General features: G+C 57.8%; 16 protein-coding genes. 10 read left to right on the forward strand and 6 right to left on the reverse strand.

What is annotated here, in order from left to right; translation table 11 throughout:
• Positions 1 to 160: 160 nt before the first annotated feature.
• On the forward strand, positions 161 to 643 hold the full coding sequence (locus HFD87_RS17935) for a YlaC family protein (RefSeq protein ID WP_010249002.1): 483 nt from the start codon (positions 161 to 163) through the stop codon (positions 641 to 643).
• On the opposite strand, the gene HFD87_RS17940 is transcribed toward HFD87_RS17935, so the two are convergent.
• The 3 genes from HFD87_RS17940 to HFD87_RS17950 all read right to left on the reverse strand — a co-directional run bounded on the left by HFD87_RS17940 (position 640) and on the right by HFD87_RS17950 (position 6,579).
• Positions 640 to 2,043 carry a PLP-dependent aminotransferase family protein gene (locus HFD87_RS17940; protein WP_010249003.1) on the reverse strand — a complete coding sequence of 468 codons (1,404 nt, stop codon included), beginning with the start codon at positions 2,041 to 2,043 and terminating at the stop codon, positions 640 to 642. The genes HFD87_RS17935 and HFD87_RS17940 overlap by 4 nt on opposite strands.
• Before the next feature lie 125 nt (positions 2,044 to 2,168).
• Positions 2,169 to 4,343, reverse strand: coding sequence for a bifunctional diguanylate cyclase/phosphodiesterase (locus HFD87_RS17945; RefSeq protein ID WP_167423743.1), 2,175 nt, complete (start codon positions 4,341 to 4,343; stop codon positions 2,169 to 2,171).
• A 154-nt stretch (positions 4,344 to 4,497) separates the two neighbouring features.
• Positions 4,498 to 6,579 (reverse strand): bifunctional diguanylate cyclase/phosphodiesterase, encoded by a 2,082-nt coding sequence (locus tag HFD87_RS17950; RefSeq protein WP_167423744.1) that lies wholly within the window; start codon positions 6,577 to 6,579, stop codon positions 4,498 to 4,500.
• A gap of 543 nt (positions 6,580 to 7,122) precedes the next feature.
• On the opposite strand from HFD87_RS17950, the gene HFD87_RS17955 reads away from it, so the two are divergent.
• The 5 genes from HFD87_RS17955 to HFD87_RS17975 are packed head-to-tail and all read left to right on the forward strand — an operon-like array spanning position 7,123 to position 12,383.
• Positions 7,123 to 7,692: a spore coat protein U domain-containing protein gene (locus HFD87_RS17955; RefSeq protein WP_167423745.1), complete on the forward strand. Its 570-nt coding sequence runs from the start codon at positions 7,123 to 7,125 to the stop codon at positions 7,690 to 7,692.
• A 22-nt stretch (positions 7,693 to 7,714) separates the two neighbouring features.
• On the forward strand, positions 7,715 to 8,230 hold the full coding sequence (locus HFD87_RS17960) for a spore coat U domain-containing protein (protein ID WP_010249007.1): 516 nt from the start codon (positions 7,715 to 7,717) through the stop codon (positions 8,228 to 8,230).
• Positions 8,231 to 8,255: 25 nt separating this feature from the next.
• Positions 8,256 to 8,954 carry a molecular chaperone gene (locus HFD87_RS17965; protein WP_167423746.1) on the forward strand — a complete coding sequence of 233 codons (699 nt, stop codon included), beginning with the start codon at positions 8,256 to 8,258 and terminating at the stop codon, positions 8,952 to 8,954.
• Positions 8,955 to 8,961: 7 nt separating this feature from the next.
• Positions 8,962 to 11,409 (forward strand): fimbria/pilus outer membrane usher protein, encoded by a 2,448-nt coding sequence (locus tag HFD87_RS17970; protein WP_163640212.1) that lies wholly within the window; start codon positions 8,962 to 8,964, stop codon positions 11,407 to 11,409.
• Positions 11,406 to 12,383, forward strand: coding sequence for a spore coat U domain-containing protein (locus tag HFD87_RS17975; RefSeq protein ID WP_010249011.1), 978 nt, complete (start codon positions 11,406 to 11,408; stop codon positions 12,381 to 12,383). The genes HFD87_RS17970 and HFD87_RS17975 overlap by 4 nt, the downstream gene beginning before the upstream one ends.
• Here the strand turns inward: HFD87_RS17975 and HFD87_RS17980 are convergent.
• The 3 genes from HFD87_RS17980 to exbB form a co-directional block, all read right to left on the reverse strand.
• Positions 12,380 to 13,702 carry an MFS transporter gene (locus tag HFD87_RS17980; RefSeq protein ID WP_060681082.1) on the reverse strand — a complete coding sequence of 441 codons (1,323 nt, stop codon included), beginning with the start codon at positions 13,700 to 13,702 and terminating at the stop codon, positions 12,380 to 12,382. The two genes, HFD87_RS17975 and HFD87_RS17980, sit on opposite strands and share 4 nt — an antisense overlap.
• A 235-nt stretch (positions 13,703 to 13,937) precedes the next feature.
• On the reverse strand, positions 13,938 to 14,360 hold the full coding sequence (exbD, locus tag HFD87_RS17985) for a TonB system transport protein ExbD (protein WP_167423747.1): 423 nt from the start codon (positions 14,358 to 14,360) through the stop codon (positions 13,938 to 13,940).
• Positions 14,361 to 14,366: 6 nt separating this feature from the next.
• Complete coding sequence (gene exbB / locus HFD87_RS17990; protein ID WP_010249014.1) at positions 14,367 to 15,089, reverse strand: tol-pal system-associated acyl-CoA thioesterase; 723 nt, start codon at positions 15,087 to 15,089, stop codon at positions 14,367 to 14,369.
• A 352-nt stretch (positions 15,090 to 15,441) separates the two neighbouring features.
• Between exbB and HFD87_RS17995 the strand changes: the two genes are divergently transcribed.
• From HFD87_RS17995 to metC, 4 genes are all read left to right on the forward strand, one after another.
• Positions 15,442 to 16,413, forward strand: coding sequence for a TRAP transporter substrate-binding protein (locus HFD87_RS17995; RefSeq protein WP_022623878.1), 972 nt, complete (start codon positions 15,442 to 15,444; stop codon positions 16,411 to 16,413).
• 48 nt (positions 16,414 to 16,461) lie between these two features.
• Entirely contained in the window at positions 16,462 to 16,968 is a 507-nt protein-coding gene (locus HFD87_RS18000; RefSeq protein ID WP_010671117.1) for a TRAP transporter small permease, read from the forward strand.
• A 14-nt stretch (positions 16,969 to 16,982) separates the two neighbouring features.
• Positions 16,983 to 18,269 (forward strand): TRAP transporter large permease, encoded by a 1,287-nt coding sequence (locus tag HFD87_RS18005; RefSeq protein ID WP_010249018.1) that lies wholly within the window; start codon positions 16,983 to 16,985, stop codon positions 18,267 to 18,269.
• A gap of 135 nt (positions 18,270 to 18,404) precedes the next feature.
• The gene (gene metC, locus HFD87_RS18010; protein ID WP_069025384.1) at positions 18,405 to 19,595 is read left to right on the forward strand and encodes a cystathionine beta-lyase; all 1,191 of its coding nucleotides are present in this window, start codon (positions 18,405 to 18,407) and stop codon (positions 19,593 to 19,595) included.
• Positions 19,596 to 19,796 lie beyond the last annotated feature (201 nt).

Consider the following 19,796-nt stretch of genomic DNA (forward strand, 5'->3'; position numbering starts at 1 on the left):
CAAAGTGTTGCAAAATGTCAGGCGGGAAGTCTAAAGGCGCAGCAGCCCGACGCCCCGGTCACTGTCGTATAAACTGTTATATAAAAAAAGCACAGATCTGTTTCTGATATGCTTGACTGTTATCTGTTGTAATAGCTAACAGATGACAGTGAGGTAACAAATGGACGCTATTAAACAAATCCTGATTGACGAGATCGCCCTGCTTAACCGCGAAGAACGTCGCGACAATTTGCCGCGTTTCAGCCTCTCGTTTCTGAAGAACCACCCTGGTCTCTGGGCAGTAATGTACCTCTGCTACGGCCTGTGCGTGGCGCTGATTTTCACCACCGAGATGCTCGGCTGGCCCGCCTTCTGGTTTGCCACCGTGTTTGTGCTGGTGATGAGTGTGCTGATGCTGCTGGATATCAACCCGAAATATCGCTTTGAAGATATCGATGCCCTCGATCTGCGCGTTTGCTACAACGGCGAGTGGTATTACATTCAGCCGGTGCGCGAACAGGCAATCTCACGCATTCTGTCGCTGCCTGAGACACCAGAACGCGTGAAGAGCGGTATCCAGCGTCTGCTGACGCAAAAAGGGGAAGTCGACTTCTATGATGTCTACTACCTGACCTGGGGCCATCAGGAAGCGGCGCGGGTTTAATCCGCCTGCCCTTCCGCCATCAGCTGACCCAGCTTCACGATTGCCGCCTCGGCCCGACTATCCCACGGCCAGGCGGTATTTAACCTGAAGCAGTGCCTGAACTGCTCACCTGCCGAAAATAGCTGCCCCGGTGCAATACTGATCCCCTGAGCCAGCGCCCGCTGATAGAGCCGGGTCGTATTGATGCTTTCCGGCAGCGTCACCCAGAGAAAATAGCCGCCACGCGCTTCGCTGACCGTGGCCTGCGGCGGCAGCACCTTCATTAACGCCTGGCGCACCATCTGCTGTCGCTTCGCCAGAATCTGCCGCAGCCGCTTCAGATGGGTGTCGTAACGCCGCGTGGCAAGAAAATCGGCCAGCGCCAGCTGCATCGGCGCACTGGTAGAGAGCGTGCTCATCAGTTGCAGCCGCTGAATACGCTGCGCATGCTGTCCCGCCGCGACCCAGCCGACCCGAAATCCTGCCACCAGCGACTTTGAAAATGAGCCGCAGTGCAGCACGTTCCCCTGGCGATCCCAGGCTTTCGCCGGCAGCGGCGGCGCATCACCCGCCCAGAGTTCGGCATAGACATCATCTTCAATCATCGGCACCTGATAACGCGCCAGCAGTGCGACCAGCTGCTGTTTGCGTTCCGGCGTTAAGGTTACGCTCAGCGGATTCTGCAGGGTGGTCATCAGCCAGCAGGCTTTCACCGGCCAGCGCTGCAGGGCCTCCTCCAGCTGGACGAGGTCGATGCCATTTCTGGCATCAACCGGAATCGCCAGCGCCTTGAGCTTAAGCCGCTCTATCGCCTGCAGCGCGCCATAAAAACTCGGCTGTTCAATCACCACATAATCACCCGGCTCGGTCAGAGATTGCAGACTGAGGTTCAGCGCCTCCAGCGCCCCGCTGGTGATGACAATTTCATCCGGCGACAGGGTGATGCCCTGACGCGCATAGCGCTGCGCCAGCAGCTGTCGCAGTGTGGCGTTGCCGGGCGGCAGATTGTGCAGCGCATCGGTTGGGGTCAGATGATGAGAGACGTTAGCCAGCGAGCGCATCAGCTGGCGCTGCGGAAAGAGTGCGGGATCGGGAAAGGCGGAGCCAAACGGCACGATGGCCGGATCGCGCGTGGCCTGCAGCACATCAAACACAAAGTCGTTGATATCGACCTGTTCACTGATCGCCACGCTCAGCGGTGCGGGTGCTAAGGCACGCGGTGCAACGTAGTAACCCGACTGTGGACGAGAGACGATCCAGCCCTGACTCTCCAGCAACTCATAGGCATGCAGCACCGTCATCAGGCTGACGCCCTGTTGCGCGACCTGCTGACGCAATGACGGCAGACGGGTGCCCGGCAGCCAGATGCCGGCCTCTATCTGCTGCTGAATCTCATCCATCAATCGCTGGTATTTCGCCACGGGTGACCTCTCCTTGTTTGACCGTGAATAGTCTGACCGCGAGACTTTACCACGCACGGCGACCAATGACAGGCGGCGCGAATCGCTTTATCCGATTGCGCTGATTCTTCACGGCTTCAGGCAGGTCAGATCACAGCGACCTGCGGCGTCAGCGGCTGCCCGGCTTCGGCTTCGGCTTCGGCTTCGGCTTCGGCTTCGGCATTAAGACTCACTTCCGCAATTGCCTCTTCAATTTCTGCCACCACATAATCAGCCAGCTCCGGCACCCGCTCCGGGGGAACCGGCTTGCCCAGCAGATAGCCCTGCAGCGTATTACAGCCCAGGCTGGTCAGGAAGGCCTGCTGCTCAGCGGTTTCAACGCCTTCGGCCACCACTTTCAATTGCAGCGACTGCGCCAGCGCCACTATCGCCGACACGATGGTGGCATCTTCTGTGTGATGCTGCAGCTCGTTCACAAAGGCCCGGTCAATCTTGAGTTCACTGGCCGGTAGCCGTTTCAGATAGAGCAGGCTGGAGTAGCCAGTGCCAAAGTCATCAATTGAAGCTTTCACCCCGAGCTGGGTCAGCTCAGTCAGAATACGCACGCTCTCATCGGGATCGCGCATCGCGGTGGTTTCCGTCACCTCCAGCGTCAGCAGTTCGGCCAGAATCTGATGTTTTTCCAGCGCATCCACCACCGTCTTCACCAGATTAGATTGCTCAAACTGCAACGCCGACAGGTTCACCGCCACCGACCAGTGCGGATGGCCCTGCAGATGCCACTGGCGCAGCTGGCGACAGGCTTCATGGATTACCCAGTTGCCGATATTGACAATCATTCCGGTCTTTTCTGCCATTGGCAGAAATTTATCGGGCGACAGCAGGCCGCGCTGCGGATGCTGCCAGCGCAGCAGCGCCTCAAAACCGAGAATCGGACCGCTCGGCGCGCAATATTTTGGCTGATAGAACAGGCGCAGTTCATCATGATCCAGCGCCTGCCAGAGATCGTTATTCAGCTGAAGCTGGCTCTGGGCCTGAATGTTCATAGAAGGCTGAAAGAAGGTGTAGCCGTTACGGCCATTATTTTTAGTGTGGTACATCGCCGCATCGGCGTTGAACATCAGTTCGCGCTCATCCACGCCATCGCCGGGATAGACCGCGATGCCAAGACTCAGCGATACCACCAGCTCATAGCGTGAGATATCAAACGGACGATCCACCGCTTTGACCAGCTTATCGGCGATGGCCGCCGCATCATTGGGATCGTCGATCTCCACCAGCAGCACAAACTCATCACCGCCGAGCCGCGCCAGCGTGAAGTAGCCGGTCATCTGCTCGCTCATGCGCTCGGTCACGCCGACCAGCAGACTGTCGCCAATGTGGTGCCCGAACGCGTCGTTGACCGCCTTAAACCCATCGAGGTCCATAAACATCAGGGCAAACTGCCTCTGCTCACGGTTCGCTTTGTTAATCGCCTGCTCCAGCCGATCCTCCAGCAGGATGCGGTTGGGCAGCCGCGTCAGGTTGTCGTGCAGCGCCAGCTGTGCCAGCTCGCGATTGGCTTCAGCCAGCGAACTGGCGAGAATCGAGGTACGCGCCTGCATCCGAGCATCCAGCATCGACACCAGTAAGGTAATGCCCAGAATCGAAATAGTGACCACCGTGACCAGAATCGCCAGCCAGTTGCTGTTGACGCCCTGCCCGACCGGATGACTGTGGACGGGAAACTCTGCCGCCATCATGCCGGTATAGTGCATGCCGGCAATAGCACAGCCCATCACCACCGATGCGCCAATGCGCAGCAGGGTGACCCGGCTGGTCTGTCCTTCCCGCAGGTTAAACGCCAGCCACAGCGCGGTGCCAGAGGCGGCCAGGGCGATCGCTACCGACAGTGCCACCCAGCCCCATTTCCAGACGATACCGGGGGAGAACATCAGCGCCGCCATGCCGGTGTAGTGCATCGCGACTACGCCGCTGCCGAGGATCAGCGCGCCGCCCGCCAGACGCGGCAAAGGCAGATCGCCATTGCAGACCAGCCACAGCGCAAATATCGACGCACAGACAGCGATGGCCGCAGAGAAGGCGGTGAGCCCGGCGTTGTAGCTCATGACCATCTCCATGTTCATCGACAGCATGCCGATAAAGTGCATCGCCCAGATGCCGATGCCCATGGAAAAACCGCCGCCGAACAGCCAGACCAGCGCAACTTTGCCGGTTGAATGCACCACCCGTCCCGCCATATCTAAGGCGGTGAACGAAGCCAGCATCGCGACAAGAACGGAGACGATGACGATAAAAGAGTCGTATGAGGTCGCTAACATAGTGCATTCCCGCGAAAGCAGAGCTTGTGGTTGGGCAGAGGTTTTTTAAAATTATTCTCTTAGTTATCGGCACAGCCCGGCGGTTAATGAGCCGCGAACCCTGCATCCTTCCACTCATTCTGAGTGATGAAATCTATCGTTGCTGTCAGCGCTATCAGCCGGACAGTGACGCCACCGGCTGTCGCAGTGAGGGAAAACTTAGCGCCTCAACCCGGTCCGCTGGCGTTGGCTTGCCCAGCAGATAGCCCTGCAACGCATCAAAGCCTAAGCTGGTGAGCAAATGCTGCTGCTCTTCAGTCTCCACCCCTTCCGCCACCATGCGCAGATTGAGGCTCTGCGCCAGGGTCAGCATGGCGCTGACTACGGTCGCATCTTCACTGCCGGGCCGCAGGCAGTTGATAAAGCTGCGATCAATTTTGAGTTCACTGGCATCCAGATCTTTGAGATGCAGCAGGTTGGCATAGCCGATGCCGAAGTTATCAATCGCGACGCTGACACCCGCCTGCTGCAATTCACGAATGCGCTGCTGGCTGAAAGCGGGATCGCGCATGGCAATCGCTTCAGTGATCTCCAGCATCAGCGCGCTGCCTGGCAACTGGTTACGCGCCAGGGCCTGCGTCAGGATAGTCAGCAAATCACGCTGGTGAAACTGCAACGCGGAGAGATTCACCGATACTGTCCAGTCACTGTGGCCCTGGCTGTGCCATAGCCTGAGCTGACGGCAGGCCTCCCCGATTACCCAGTTACCCAGCGCAATAATCTGACCGGTTTTTTCGGCGCGCGGCAGAAACAGCTCAGGCGTCAGTAAACCGCGCTGCGGATGCTGCCAGCGCAACAACGCTTCAAATCCCATTAACCTGGTGCCGCCGGAACAGAATTTCGGCTGATAGAATAGCCGCATCTGCTCGCGCTCTATCGCCTCCCACAGATCGTTCGCCAGCTCCAGCTGATGCTGCGTCGCGGCGCTCATGGCTGGTTCAAACAGGCACCAGCCGTTTCGTCCGCTGTGTTTGGTGTGATACATCGCCGCATCAGCATTAAACAATAGCTCCTGCCGGTTGCGACCGTGCAGCGGAAAGATCGCAATGCCCGCGCTGAGTGAAACGTGCAGCACATAGCGGTCAAGTTCAAACGGCGAACTGATGACTTTAACCAGTTTTTGCGCCAGCTGGCGGGCTGCGCTGATATCGCACTCAGCCATCAGCACAAATTCATCGCCCCCCAGACGCACCAGCAGCATCGTGTTGCTGAGCTGGCTGCACAGCCGTTCCGCCACCGCCACCAGCAACCGGTCACCGACGTGATGTCCCCATGTGTCATTGACCGCTTTGAAGCCATCGAGATCCATATAGATCACGGCAAAGCGATGCTCATTAAGCATCGCCTGTTTAATGGCGAGATCGAGCTGCTGCTCCAGCATTACACGATTGGGCAGCGTGGTCAGGTTGTCATGCATCGCCAGCTGACGCAATTCCTGGTTAGCGCGATTGAGGCGGGTCGCCAGACGCGCGGCGCGCAGCTGCGCATCCAGCATCGAACTCAGCAGAGTGATACCCAGAATAGTCAGGGTAATCAGCGTTACCCACACCGCCAGGCCCGCATTACTGACGCCGTGCGGCTGCATCATACTGCTGTGGCTGAACTCTGCTGCCGCCATACCTACATAGTGCATACCGGCGATGGCGATGCCCATGACCAGAGAGGCCAGCCCGCGCATCAGCATCAGATGATGATCGCCCTGGCGCAGATGAAAGGCCAGCCACAGCGCCAGGCCAGAGGCCGCAAACGCAATCAGCACAGAGAGCGCCACCAGCAGCGCATTCCACTCCGGTTGCGGTTCAATCAGCAGGGCATACATACCAAGATAGTGCATGACCACCACACCCGCGCCCAGGATCAGCGTGCCGCGCAGCAGCCGCTGGCGGGTGAGATGCAGGCCACCCACCGTCTGGCCAAAAGCCAGCACAGACGCCAGGATCGCCACCAGCAGCGAGAGGATCGTCAGTCGCGTGTCATAGCGCATCATCATCGGCATCATCATCGCCAGCATCCCGATAAAGTGCATTGCCCAGACGCCAATCCCCATTGCTATGCCGCCCACCAACAGCCAGAACCGGGCGCTCCAGCCACGGGATACCGCCACTCGTCCGGCGGTATCCAGGGCTGTAAAAGAGGCAATGAACACCACGATCAGCGAAACGCAGATCAGGACGCTATCCCAGGTGACAGGCAACATGTGCAACTCCTCACCACCCGCGGAGAAACGGGTGCTGTGTACAGTCTGATAAGTGATCTGAAAACACCCGATGGGTGAAAGTGATTAAATTTCGATATTTTGTGGTCCTGAAGGTCAGGCAAAACGCGCCCGCCGACGCTGGCCATTTATAACCTGCATCTTATTAGCCGCCCGCAGAGCAAGCCGGTAAACCGTTATTATGTCTGATTGGTACAGGAACATATCACCGAAGCAGAAAGCATGCCAGATACCGAAAAAACAAAGAATTTTGTTTTATCGCCTCGTCTTCGCGCCTTGCTGTTACTGGGTTATCGGCCGGAGTGACGTTTTGATTAATCAAAAATAAATAGCAAGGCTTCGCGTAACGCTTTAACTGATCTATAGTAAGTAAAACTGATATAAATCAGCATTCTTAAGTCTAATATTTTTCTTAAGATAGCGGCACTGCCTACCTTGTTATTTTATTTCCTTTATTTTGGGTTGAATCGTTAATAAACACCGGGTGAAAAAGCACTGACTCTGGATAATCCGTAAGGAAATATTATGAAACTCAAGCTTTTTCTGTTTGCCGCTGCAGGATTAACTGTCGCTATTCCGTCATTAATCCAGGCGGCGACGACCTCGGGAACCATCAATGCCACGTTAACCCTGACCACCGGTTGTCTGGTGAACGGCCAGTCGGCTACGGCGGGCGTTAACTTCGGTACCCTGAACTTTGGTAGCAGCGCAGCCACGTTCGATACCCTGAACGCCACACTGGTCGGTGCGGCTGGTAACGGTATTTTTGTGCGCTGCACCACCGGTCAGGATTACAACGTGGTGGTCACCAGCAGCAATGCTGCGCCAGCGACCATCTACGGCACCGCCTCTGCATCGCCGCGTTATCTGGTACTGGGATCGGATAATGCGCAGGGCATCGCCTATACCCTCTACAGTGATGCCTCCTTTACCACGGCGATCGCCAACAATACGCCTATCGCCGCCAGCGGTACTACCGATCCGACGCTGGGGACCAACTACGCCATCTATGGCCGGGTGGTCGGCGGCGGCTTTAACCCCCTGATCCCTGCCGGAACCTATACCGACACGATTAACGTTGCCGTGAACTATTAACTGCTGTCGCAGGTAAATACGGGTGGTTCTCTGGCGATCCTGCCTGACGATCGCATGCGGTCTGCCCCTGCTGACAGGGAGTATCAGCGCCTGGAGTCTGCCAACCAGCACCTTCCAGGTTACCGCGTCGATTGTGGCAGGCTGCGTGATATCCGGTACCAATACCGGCGTCTTTGGCACGCTTAATTTCGGTACACAGTCTGGCGTGGCGGCGAATACCGTCAACGCCAGCTATCTGCAGAGCACCTCGATTAATCTCGCCTGTACGCCGGGCACCACGCTGAGCATGAGCATTAATCAGGGCAACAATTTCACCACGACCCGTAACCTGAAGCTGCCCAATTTCAGCAACACCGTTCCCTACACGCTCTTTAGCAACGCCAGCCGCACCACGGTGATCCCGGTGAACCAGGCGGTGCCGCTGAGTTATAGCAATGCCAATAACATTACGCTGCCGATCTACGGTCAGCTACAACTGCCCGGCACTGCGCGCGCCGGCGTTTATACCGACACGCTGACCGTCACCCTGAGCTGGTGAGGTGATAGAAAACAAGGATATGATCATGAAGCCACTGCGCGCCCTGTTGCTGCTGCTAAGTTCCACCCTGCTCTCCCCGGCCTTCGCCGCGAATTCGGTCATGATCTGGCCCATCGATCCCGCCATTAATCCTGAAGAGAAAGCCAGCGAACTCTGGCTGGAGAATCGCGGTAACAGCACCACCATGATGCAGATCCGCGTCTTCAGCTGGCAGCAGAACAATGGCCAGGAGCAGTATCAGACTCAGCAGCAGGTAGTCGCCAGCCCGCCGATGGTGCGGATGGAGCCAGGCCAGAAACAGCTGGTCAGGCTGATTAAACAGACGCCGCCTGCGGCCGGTAAAGAGCTGGCCTATCGGGTGGTGCTGGATGAGATCCCAACCCCGCGTAACCCCGGCGAGAATCAGGCCGGGCTGACCTTCCAGATGCGCTATTCGGTGCCGCTGTTTGTTTACGGTACCGGGCTGAACACAGACAGCGCTCGCCCGGCTCTGCGCTGGCAACAGGTCAGCGAGGGCGGCAGGCGCTGGCTCCAGTTAACCAACAGCGGCAGCGGTCACGCCCGGTTGAGCAATGTGGCGATTGGCGGTCGCAAACTGGGCGAAGGCTTATACGGCTATGTGCTGGCTGACAGCTATCACCGCTGGCCGCTCACCTCGCCGGTGAGCGGCGAACTCACCGCAGAGGTTAACAAGAGCCAGTGGCGCGGCGCTGCCCAGAAGTAAGCGCTGAATGAGACCGTTTTCCCTGCATCCCTGCGCGCTGGCCGTGGCCAGCGTTATTTACGCTGTTACGCCAGATCCTGTGCTGGCGGAGACTTACTCATCCCTGCCCCCGCCACCCAGCCTGCAGACCAGCAGCAACGGTCAGCAATATATGCTGGAGCTGGTGATTAACCAGCAGGAGAACGGCAATATTGTGCCGGCAGAGCAGCGCGACGGTCATTTCTGGATTCGCAGTGGCGATTTGCAGCGTGCCGGCCTGCCAGCGGATAAGCTGGGCCAGCAGCCGCAGGTCGATGTCAGCAGCCTGCAACCCATCAAAGTGGAGTATGACGCTGCGCGACAGCGTCTGCTGCTGACCGTACCGCCTGAGTGGCTGCCCGGTCAGGTGATTGGCGAGGCGAAGAACGGACCGCGCTATCCGGGCCGTACCAGCAGCGGCGCGCTGATTAATTATGATCTTTACGCCAGCCGCACGGATAACAGTGGCTCCCGCCTGTCCGCCTGGAACGAACTGCGGCTGTTTGGTGATGCCGGTCATTTCTCCACTAACGGCGTCTGGCAACAGCAGCTGGAAGGCAGTACGACTTATCAGGATGATGGCTATATCCGCTACGACACCTGGTGGAGCAATGAAGATGAGAATGCGGCGGTAAGCTGGCGGGTCGGCGATCTGGTCACCGACTCGCTGGCCTGGAGCAGCAGCGTGCGGCTCGGTGGCATCCGCGTCGGTCGCGACTTCAGCGTCCGTCCCGATCTGGTGACCTATCCGCTGCCCGCCTTTTCCGGTCAGGCCGCCGTGCCTTCCACCGTCGATCTGTTTATTAATGGCTATCGCTCCAGCCAGGCGAACGTGCAGCCTGGCCCCTGGTCGATGACCAATGTGCCATTCGTTAACGGCGCGGGTGATGCCGTGATCACTACCACCGATGCGGTTGGCCGCCGTGTCACCACCACCATGCCGTTTTACGTCTCCAGTAACCTGCTGAAATCGGGGCTGTCGGACTACGCCTTCTCTGCCGGGGCAATCCGCGAAAACTACGGCATAAAGAACTTCGATTATGGTGAGGCAGCGGCCAGCGGCTCTTATCGTTACGGTATGACCGACTGGCTGACGCTGGAGAGCCACGCCGAAGGCAGCGAAACGCTGGCGATGGGCGGGCTGGGTGGTCAGCTGCGCGTCGGCAGCTGGGGCGTGGTCAACGGCGCGGTGGCGCAAAGTCAGCTCGATGGCGAGAGCGGCAGGCAATATAGCTGGGGATATCAGTACAACAACCGCTGGTTCAACATCGGCACTCAACAGACCCAGCGCAGCAGCGACTTCGGCAATCTGGCGCTGGTCGGCAGCCGTGCCGGTAGCCAGGCGGATAGCCGCTACGCACTCTCACGCCGCAGTGCTCAGTACAGCGCCAGCGTCTCGCTGAACCGCTTTGGCAGCGTCGGTGCCGCTTTCATCGACATCACTGACGGTCAGGGCGATCGCACCCGGCTGTGGAACCTCTCATGGAGTAAAAACCTGTGGGGTAACAGCAGTCTGTATGTCTCGGCCAGCCGCGATCAGCAGGAGAAAAGCTGGACCGGGGCGATTTCGCTGGTGATCCCGTTTGGCGAACAGGGCAGCGTTGCCCTCAGCACCGAACGCGACCAGCGTGGCCGCGACAGTCAGCGCGTTTATGCCTCACGCGCCATGCCCAGCGACGGCGGGTTCGCCTGGGATGCCTCCTGGGCGAATCAGAGCGGAGACAGCGGCGATTATCGTCAGGGCAGTCTGCGCTATCGCAACAACCAGATTGACACCTCGGCGGGCTTCTATGGCGATGATGACAACCTCACCCAGTGGGCCGATCTCTCGGGTGCGCTGGTGTTAATGGACAACAGCGTCTTTGCCGCTAACGAGATCAACGACGCCTTTGTGCTGGTGAAGACCAACTATCCCGATGTTAACGTGCGCTACGAGAATCAGTCGATGGGACGCACCAATCAACAGGGCTATCTGCTGGTGCCCGCCATCAGCAGCTACTACCCGGCCAAATATGATATCGACACCCTCGACCTGCCGGCAGATATGACCACGCCACGGGTTGAGCAGCGCTTTGCGGTGAAACGCCAGAGCGGTTATCTGCTCAACTTCCCGGTGGAGAAACTGCGCTCAGCCAGCGTAATCCTGGTCGATGCGCAGGGCCAGCCGCTGCCGGTATCAAGCCTGGTGCAGCGTCCCGATCATCCCACCGAGTATGTCGGCTGGGATGGCATCGTCTGGATGGAAGATCTCACCGCAAGTAACCCGATGCAGGTGGTGACGCCCGATGGCCGCCAGTGCGAAACCGAACTGCGCATCGCCAGCGGTCAGCCGCAGGCGCTGAAAACTTACGGCCCCCTGACCTGTGCGCTGCCCGCCCCTGCCGCAGGCAGCGCCCCCTCTCCCGCTGAATCTTTTACGTCCGGAAACCGACCATGATGAAATCTGTGATACTGGCTGGCCTGCTACTCTTACTGCCGTCGCTGGGCTACGCCGCCTGCGCCCTGCCCGCATCGACCGCCAGTTTCGGTTCAGTCACAACCTTTGTGGCTAACACCACCGTCAGTTCCACCACCACCAATGCCAACGTCAACTGTGGCGCGGGTGCCGGGCTGTCGCTGCTGGGCAATAACCAGATCACCTTTCAGCTGACGGGCGCGACCAATAGCAACGGCACGCGCGGTACGCTGAAACGCAGCGGTGATACCGGCAGCGATAATGTGCCGGTGCGGCTCTGCACCGACACGGCCTGCGCTACCGAACTGACGATTGGCGGCACGCCATTTGTCTATGGTTCGCAGACCCTGATCAACCTGGCGGGTTTGCTGGGCAGCCTTAACTTCGCCATCCCGGTCTATCTGCGCACCGTTCCTGGTCAGGTGGTCGCCGCCGGGACCTACCAGCTGACGCTGAATATGGCCGTGACTTATCGCATCTGCACCAGCGTTGCGATTGGCAATATCTGTTTAAGCGAGCAGAACGGCAGCGGTGTCATCCCGATTAATATCACCGCCATTCTTACCAATGACTGCACCACCATCACCGCGCCGAATATAAGCTTTGGCAGCGCGCCGCTGGTCGGCAGCTTCTCCGCCGTGTCACAGACCATCAACGTGTTGTGCAGCAAAGGCAGCACCTATACCGTCGGGCTGAGCAATGGCAGTTATCCGGTGGGCAGCGTCAGGAATATGGCGAGCGGCGCGAATCGGCTGAGCTATGAAATTTATAAAAGTACCACCAGCAATCGCTGGGGATCGGCAGGCACTGAACGCTGGAGCAGTACCACCTCGACGGCGGTATCCACGGATGGACTGACGCGCGGTTTTAACTACACCGCGCGCATCCTGACCACGCAGAACACGCCGCCAGCCGGAAACTACAGCGACAGCGTGGTGGTCGATTTGTCGTTTTAGAGTGAAGCACTGACCGGCGTGCCGCTGTGACGGATCTGATACTGCTTCACCATCCGGCCTATCAGCAACGTGCCGATCAGCCCACAGACTGCGGCAAAGGTCAGCCACACGCCCGGCATCGCTTTGTCACCGGTGGCATGGATCAGGTAGCTGGAGATGGCAGGCGTAAAGCCGCCAAACAGCGCCGTCGCCAGGCTGTAAGCCATAGAGAAACCGGCGGCGCGCACCTCAGCAGGCATGATCTCCGCCAGATAGACCACCATCGCACCGTTATAGCTGGCATAGAGAAACGACAGCCACAGTTCCGCTTCCAGCAGGTGGGCGAAGCTGGCCGATCCCACCAGCCAGTGCAGCACCGGCCAGGTGGTGACAATCATCAGCAGGGTAAAAATGATCAGCAGCGGACGGCGTCCGACGCGGTCTGACAGCGCCCCCATCAGCGGCAGCCAGATGAGGTTTGAGACACCGACACAGAGCGTCACCAGGAACGCCTGCTTGTCACTCATCATCAACACCGTTTTACCAAAAGTCGGGGTAAAGGCGGTGATCATGTAGAACATCACCGTGGTGGTGACCACCATCAGCATCCCCGCCAGCACCAGCGCCCAGTTGCTGGCGACTGACCGCATGATTTCCGTCATGCTCGGATGATGTTTACGTTTGCTGAACGCTTCGGTCTCTTCCAGCATCCGGCGGATATAGAACAGGAACGGCACAATCAGACAGCCGACCACAAACGGGATACGCCAGCCCCACTCCGTCACCGCCTCTTTCGCCAGCAGATGATTCAGCATCAGACCCAGCAGAGCAGCAAAGATCACCGCAATCTGCTGGCTGCCCGACTGCCAGCTGACGAAAAAGCCTTTGCGTCCTTTGGGCGCGACTTCGGCCAGATAGACCGACACGCCACCCAGCTCCACGCCCGCCGAGAAGCCCTGCAACAGCCGTCCCAGCAGGATCAGAATCGGCGCTGCCACGCCCAGGGTGGCATAGCCCGGCACCAGCGCGATGGTCAGGGTGCCCATCGCCATTAAGCCCAGCGTCAGCAACAGTCCTTTACGACGACCATGATGGTCGATGTAGGCACCGAGGATGATCGCCCCCAGCGGGCGCATCAGGAAGCCGGCACCGAAAGTCATCAGGGTCAGCATCAGGGAGGCAAACGGGTCATCGCCGGGAAAGAAGGTTTTTGAAATGGCAGTGGCGTAGTAGCCAAACACCATAAAATCGTACATCTCCAGGAAGTTACCACTGGTGACGGTGAAGATGGTTCGGGCGGCACTTTTCGGCGGCTTTTGTAAAGACGGGGTGTGACTCATAACGGCTTCCTGTTGTTTTTTAGCCGTTTTAGCCTGCCTGATGCGGGATTAATGTGACCTGGCTCACCATTGCACTTTACAAATCTATGTACATAAGTAACAACCAATTAACAATTCAGCTCAGGCAGCATAAGTGATTACCCTGGCCCTGATTTACCTGATTTTATAGGGCTGGAGAGCAGCCATAAAAAAAGGCGACCTGAACAGTCGCCTTTTTTCTGAACCGGATAACCCGCTATTTCTTCACGGTTTCCATGCCCATCAGACCAATTTTCAGATAGCCCGCCGTGCGCAGCTTATCCATCACGCTCATCAGCGTTTCATAATCGACTGACTTATCCGCCTGGAAGAAAATGGTGGTCTCTTTGTTGCCCTGGGTCTGGTTAGTCAGCACGTTAACCAGCGACTCCGACGTAACCTGATCGTTACCGACGTAAAGCTGCTTATCCGCTTTAATCGACAGGTAAACCGGCTTTTCCGGACGCGGCTGTGGCGCGCTGGTTGAGGCGGGCAGATTGACGCGTACGTCGACCGTGGCCAGCGGCGCGGCCACCATAAAGATGATCAGCAGAACCAGCATGACGTCGATAAACGGCGTCACGTTGATCTCATGCATTTCACCATCCGTTTCCAGATCGTCGTTTAATCGCATTGCCATAAGAACTTACCCTAAGCGCAGTTTCTGAGCCGTCGCAGGACGAGGAACATCAGTGGCGACGGTGCCCAGATCGATATCACGACTCTGCAGCAGCATCACCTGAGCGGCGACATCACCCAGCGAGGCTTTGTAGTTGGCGATCATGCGGGCAAAGACGTTGTAGATCACCACCGCCGGAATCGCAGCGATCAGGCCAATCGCGGTTGCCAGCAGCGCTTCGGCGATACCCGGTGCAACAACCGCAAGGTTCGTCGTCTGGGTTTTAGCGATGCCGATAAAGCTGTTCATGATGCCCCATACGGTGCCGAACAGGCCGATAAACGGCGCAACCGAACCGATGGTCGCCAGGAAGCCATTGCCCCGGCCTGCATAGCGGCTGAACGCAGCGACGCGGCGCTCAAGGCGGAAACTGGTGCGATCTTTAATCCCGTTGGTATCTTCCACGCCAGCCGACAGTTCGAGTTCATTCTGCGCATCATTCAGCAGCACCACACTGTGGCTGTGGCCGGTAAACGACTGGGCAATGCGGGCGGCGTCATTCAGATTGCGGGCTTCGCTCAGCGCCAGATGCTCGCGCTTCAGGCGGCGCTTAGCGGCGCTGAGTTCGGCGTATTTGCCGAAGAAGATCGCCCAGGTCACCACTGAGGCCAATAACAGGCCAATCATGACCACCTTTACCACGATATCGGCATGTTGATACATGCCCCAAACGGAGAGGTCCGTTTGCATCAAATCACTGGCTACCACGCTGCTTCTCCAACTTCTGATTCAGGGATGCGAGACAAGCGCGAATAATAGCAAAACGACGGCGAATTGATAGTAGTTCTCATTAGTATTTACAAAGCTGATCGACGCCATTTACCCGCAATTGACCAGGTTTAAACACTTTTGACAAGGATGTTTCGAAAATGTGAAGTTGCATGAAAATTTATTAAAACATCGTTTCAAAATGTGATGGCATTCATTCAATCAGCATTGCCGTATTTTACTGGCGCGCGTTTTCACTATGCTGGCTCCACACGGTTCTCTCCGGTTAGCCCCCGACGCCGGACGCCGTCCTACCTCAGCGGGAGACAAAATAATGAGAATGACGAAAACATGCCTGGCCAGTGCCCTGGCGGCGATGATGATGAGCGCCACCGCCACGGCACAGGTGATCAAAGTGGCTGAAGTCCAGCCTGCCGGTTATCCGACCGTGGTCGCGCTGCAGCACATGGGCGACAAACTCAAACAGGCTACCGATGGACGGCTGGAGATGAAGCTCTTCGCCGGTGGCGTGCTGGGGGACGAAGATCAGACGCTGCAACAGGTGCAGCTGGGCGCAATCGACATGATCCGTGTGTCGCTGGCGCCGGTCACCTCGATCGCCCCGGAAACCAGCGTGCTGACCCTGCCCTACATTTTCCGCGACATTGACCACATGCACAAAGTGCTGGATGGCGAGATAGGCCGCGAGATTGCCGACAAATTCGATAAAGATCCCAACGCCCGCATGGTGTTCCTGGGCTGGACCGATGCCGGTGAGCGCAACATGATCACCAAGAAGCCGCTGGCAAAACCGGAAGATCTGAAAGGCATGAAGATTCGGGTGCAGAACAGCGCCATCTCATTGGCGACCCTGAAAGCGATGGGCGCGAATCCGGTGGCGATGGGCGTCAGTGAAGTGTTCAGTGCGATGCAGACCGGTGTGGTCGATGGCACCGAGAACAACCCACCGACCTTTGTCGCCCATAACTATATGCCGGTGGCGAAGTACTACACCCTCAGCGGCCACTTTATCCAGCCAGAGATGATCCTGTTTTCAAAACGCGCCTGGGATCGCCTGAAACCCGAGGATCAGGCGCTGCTGAAGAAGCTCGGCAAAGAGGCGCAGGATGAGGAGCGTCAGCTCTGGGCGACCTATACCGAGCAGTCGATCGCCAAAATGAAGGCAGGCGGCGTCACCTTCCAGCAGACCGACCGCGACTACTTCGTCAAAGCGACCCAGCCGGTGCGCGATCAGTTTGGCGGCAAATATCAGGATCTGATGACCCGGATCGCTGAGGTGAAATAACCCCTCCGCGCCACACTGCCGTGTGGCGTGCTTAATCAGGTATCAATTATGGCTGCTTATACACGTCTGATGGATGGGCTCTATCTGCTGTGCATGCTGATTGCCGCCGTGGCACTGATGATTATGGTGACGGTGATCCCGATCGGGATCTTCGCCCGCTACGTGATGAACGGCGCGCTCTCCTGGCCGGAACCGGTGGCCATTATCTGCATGATCATTTTTACGTTTATTGGCGCACCGGTCGGACTGCGGGCCGGAACGCATATCTGCGTTTCCATGGTCACCGATCGCCTGTCACCCGCCCGGCAGCGCCTGATGCTGCGCGTCAGCGATCTGCTGATGATCATCACCTGCCTGGTGATCTTTCAGGCCAGTTACAGCCTGTGCGAAGCGATGTGGGTGCAGACGCTCGCTTCATTACCGGCAGTGACTTACGGCGAGATGTATCTGCCTATTCCGATTGGCGCGATCTTCACCCTGCTGTTTGTTGTTGAGCGATTGCTGACCGGCGATCAGAGCCAGCGGCCGATTGTCACGCTGGGCGGCACCCACTAACGCGGAGCAGAAAAATGGATGCATTGATCTTGATAGGCAGTTTGCTGGTGTTGCTGATGGTGGGTTTTCCGGTCGCCTTTGCGGTGGGGCTGAGCGCCTTTATTGGCGCCTGGTGGATCGATCTGCCGCTGGAAGCGGTGGTGATTCAGGTGACCAACGGCATTAACAAATTTTCGCTGCTGACTATCCCGTTCTTTATTCTCGCGGGTGCGATTATGGCGGAGGGTGGGATTGCCCGGCGGCTGGTCAACTTCGCCTATATCTTTGTCGGCTTTATTCGCGGTGGCCTGTCGCTGGTGAACATTGTCGCCTCCACCTTCTTCGGCGCGATTTCCGGCTCATCGGTGGCGGATACCGCCTCGATTGGCTCGGTGATGATTCCGCAGATGGAGGAGAAAGGCTATCCGCGTGATTTCGCCGCCGCCGTCACCGCCAGCGGCTCAGTGCAGGCGGTGCTGACGCCACCCAGCCACAACTCGGTGATCTATTCGCTGGCGACCGGTGGGCTGGTAACTATCTCTTCCCTGTTCGTGGCGGGTATCCTGCCTGGCCTGATGCTGGGTGGCTGCCTGATGGTAATGTGCCTGGGCTTTGCCCATAAACGCGGCTATCCCAAAGGAGAACGTATTCCGTTTCGTCAGGCGCTGAAAATCTTCTTCGACGCGTTCTGGGGACTGTTTACCGTGGTGATTATTATGGGTGGCATTCTCTCCGGTATTTTTACCGCCTCGGAGTCCGCCGCGATCGCCTGTATCTGGGCCTTTTTCGTCACCATGTTTATCTACCGCGACTTTAAATGGAACCAGCTGCATATCCTGCTGTTCCGCACCATTAAAACCGTCACCATCGTGATGGTGCTGATCGCCTTTGCGGCCGGATTCGGCGCGGTGATGACCTTTATGCAACTGCCGACGATTATCACCGAGGCGTTCACCAGCCTCTCCGATAACAAATATGTGATCCTGATGTGTATCAACATCCTGCTGCTGGTGGTGGGGACGCTGATGGATATGGCGCCGCTGATCCTGATCCTGACGCCGGTGCTGTTGCCGGTCGCTACCGCGCTTGGCGTCGATCCGGTTCACTTCGGCATGATCATGCTGACCAACCTCGGGATCGGCCTGATCACCCCGCCGGTCGGTACGGTACTGTTTGTCGCCAGTGCGGTCAGTAAGCAGAAAATCGAGCAGGTGGTCAGAGCCATGCTGCCGTTTTACGGCATGCTGTTTATCGTGCTGATGCTGATTACCTATATTCCCGCCATCTCCCTCTGGTTACCGCGCCTGATGGGTGTGATGTAGCGTCGGCAAAATCGGGTCCGGTGGCGGACCCGATTTTCATCCTGCGAAGCACTCTGATAATCACCATTGAGTCTCAACCCTGCTGGTCGTTTCGTGGTAACGTGAGGGCTTAGTCAGAAGCGGCAAAGGCGACTCATGACCACCAGAAAAATTGATACCACGCTCGTCAGTGCAGGACGCAGCAAGCGTTATACCCAGGGCTCGGTGAACAGTGTGATTCAACGGGCCTCCTCGCTGGTTTTTGATACGGTCGCGGAGAAGAAACGCGCCACCGCCGGTCGGGCAAAAGGCGAACTCTTTTATGGCCGTCGTGGCACCCTGACGCACTTTGCGCTACAGGATGCGATGACGGAGCTGGAAGGCGGCGCAGGCTGTGTGCTCTACCCCTGCGGCGCGGCTGCCGTGGCGAACGCGATTCTGGCGTTTGTCGAGGCGGGCGACCACGTGCTGATGAGTGGCGCAGTCTATGAACCGACCCAGGATTTCTGTACTAAGATCCTGACTAAGCTGCAGGTTTCAACGGGCTGGTTCGATCACTGCATCGGCAGTGAAATCGGTGAGCTGGTGCAGCCCAATACCCGGGTCGTTTTCCTGGAATCACCGGCCTCTATTACGATGGAAGTTCAGGATATTCCGGCGATTGTGGCGGCGGTTCGCGCCAAAGCGCCCGAGGCGATCATTATGATCGACAACACCTGGGCGGCCGGTATTTTATTTGATGCGCTGGCGCACGGCATCGATATTTCGATTCAGGCGGGCACCAAATATCTGATTGGTCACAGCGATGCGATGATCGGCACGGCGGTCGCCAATGCGCGCTGTATCGATCAGCTGCGCGAGAACTCCTATCTGATGGGTCAGATGGTCGATGCCGATACCGCCTACATGGCGAGTCGGGGGCTGCGCACGCTGGGCACCCGTCTGCGTCAGCATGAAGAGAGCGCGATTCAGGTGGCAGAGTGGCTGGCAGCGCGTCCCGAAGTGGCGCGGGTTAATCACCCGGCGCTGGCGCAGAGCAAAGGTCATCAGTTCTGGCAGCGTGATTTTAACGGCAGCAGCGGCCTGTTCTCTTTTATCCTGCAGGAAAGACTCAGCGCGCCCCAGCTGGCGGAATATCTCGATCACTTCCATCATTTCAGCATGGCGTACTCCTGGGGCGGCTATGAATCACTGATCCTGGCGAATCAGCCGGAAGAGCTGGCCGCGATTCGTCCGGCGGGTGGAGTCGATTTCACCGGTACGCTGGTGCGGCTGCATATTGGTCTGGAGCACGTTGACGATCTGCTGGCTGACCTGGACGCCGGTTTTGCGCGCCTGACGCGTTAATAAACTCAGGCAAAAGATAAACAGACGCTAAACAGAAGATGAACCGGGTAGCGGCCACCCGCAGAGTTTGCCGGGCTGCTGCTCATTTATTGTTAAAATTTATCCCAGACCGTTCAGGTCATCAGTGAGGTCGCTGCATTTATTGCGCAGCGCCGCGACCGATTGCCTGAATGCAGACGGATAGTTCCTTGTGACGTGATG

It is taken from the genome of Pantoea sp. EKM21T (assembly GCF_011800405.1).
GTDB classification, from domain to species: Bacteria; Pseudomonadota; Gammaproteobacteria; order Enterobacterales; family Enterobacteriaceae; genus Pantoea; species Pantoea agglomerans.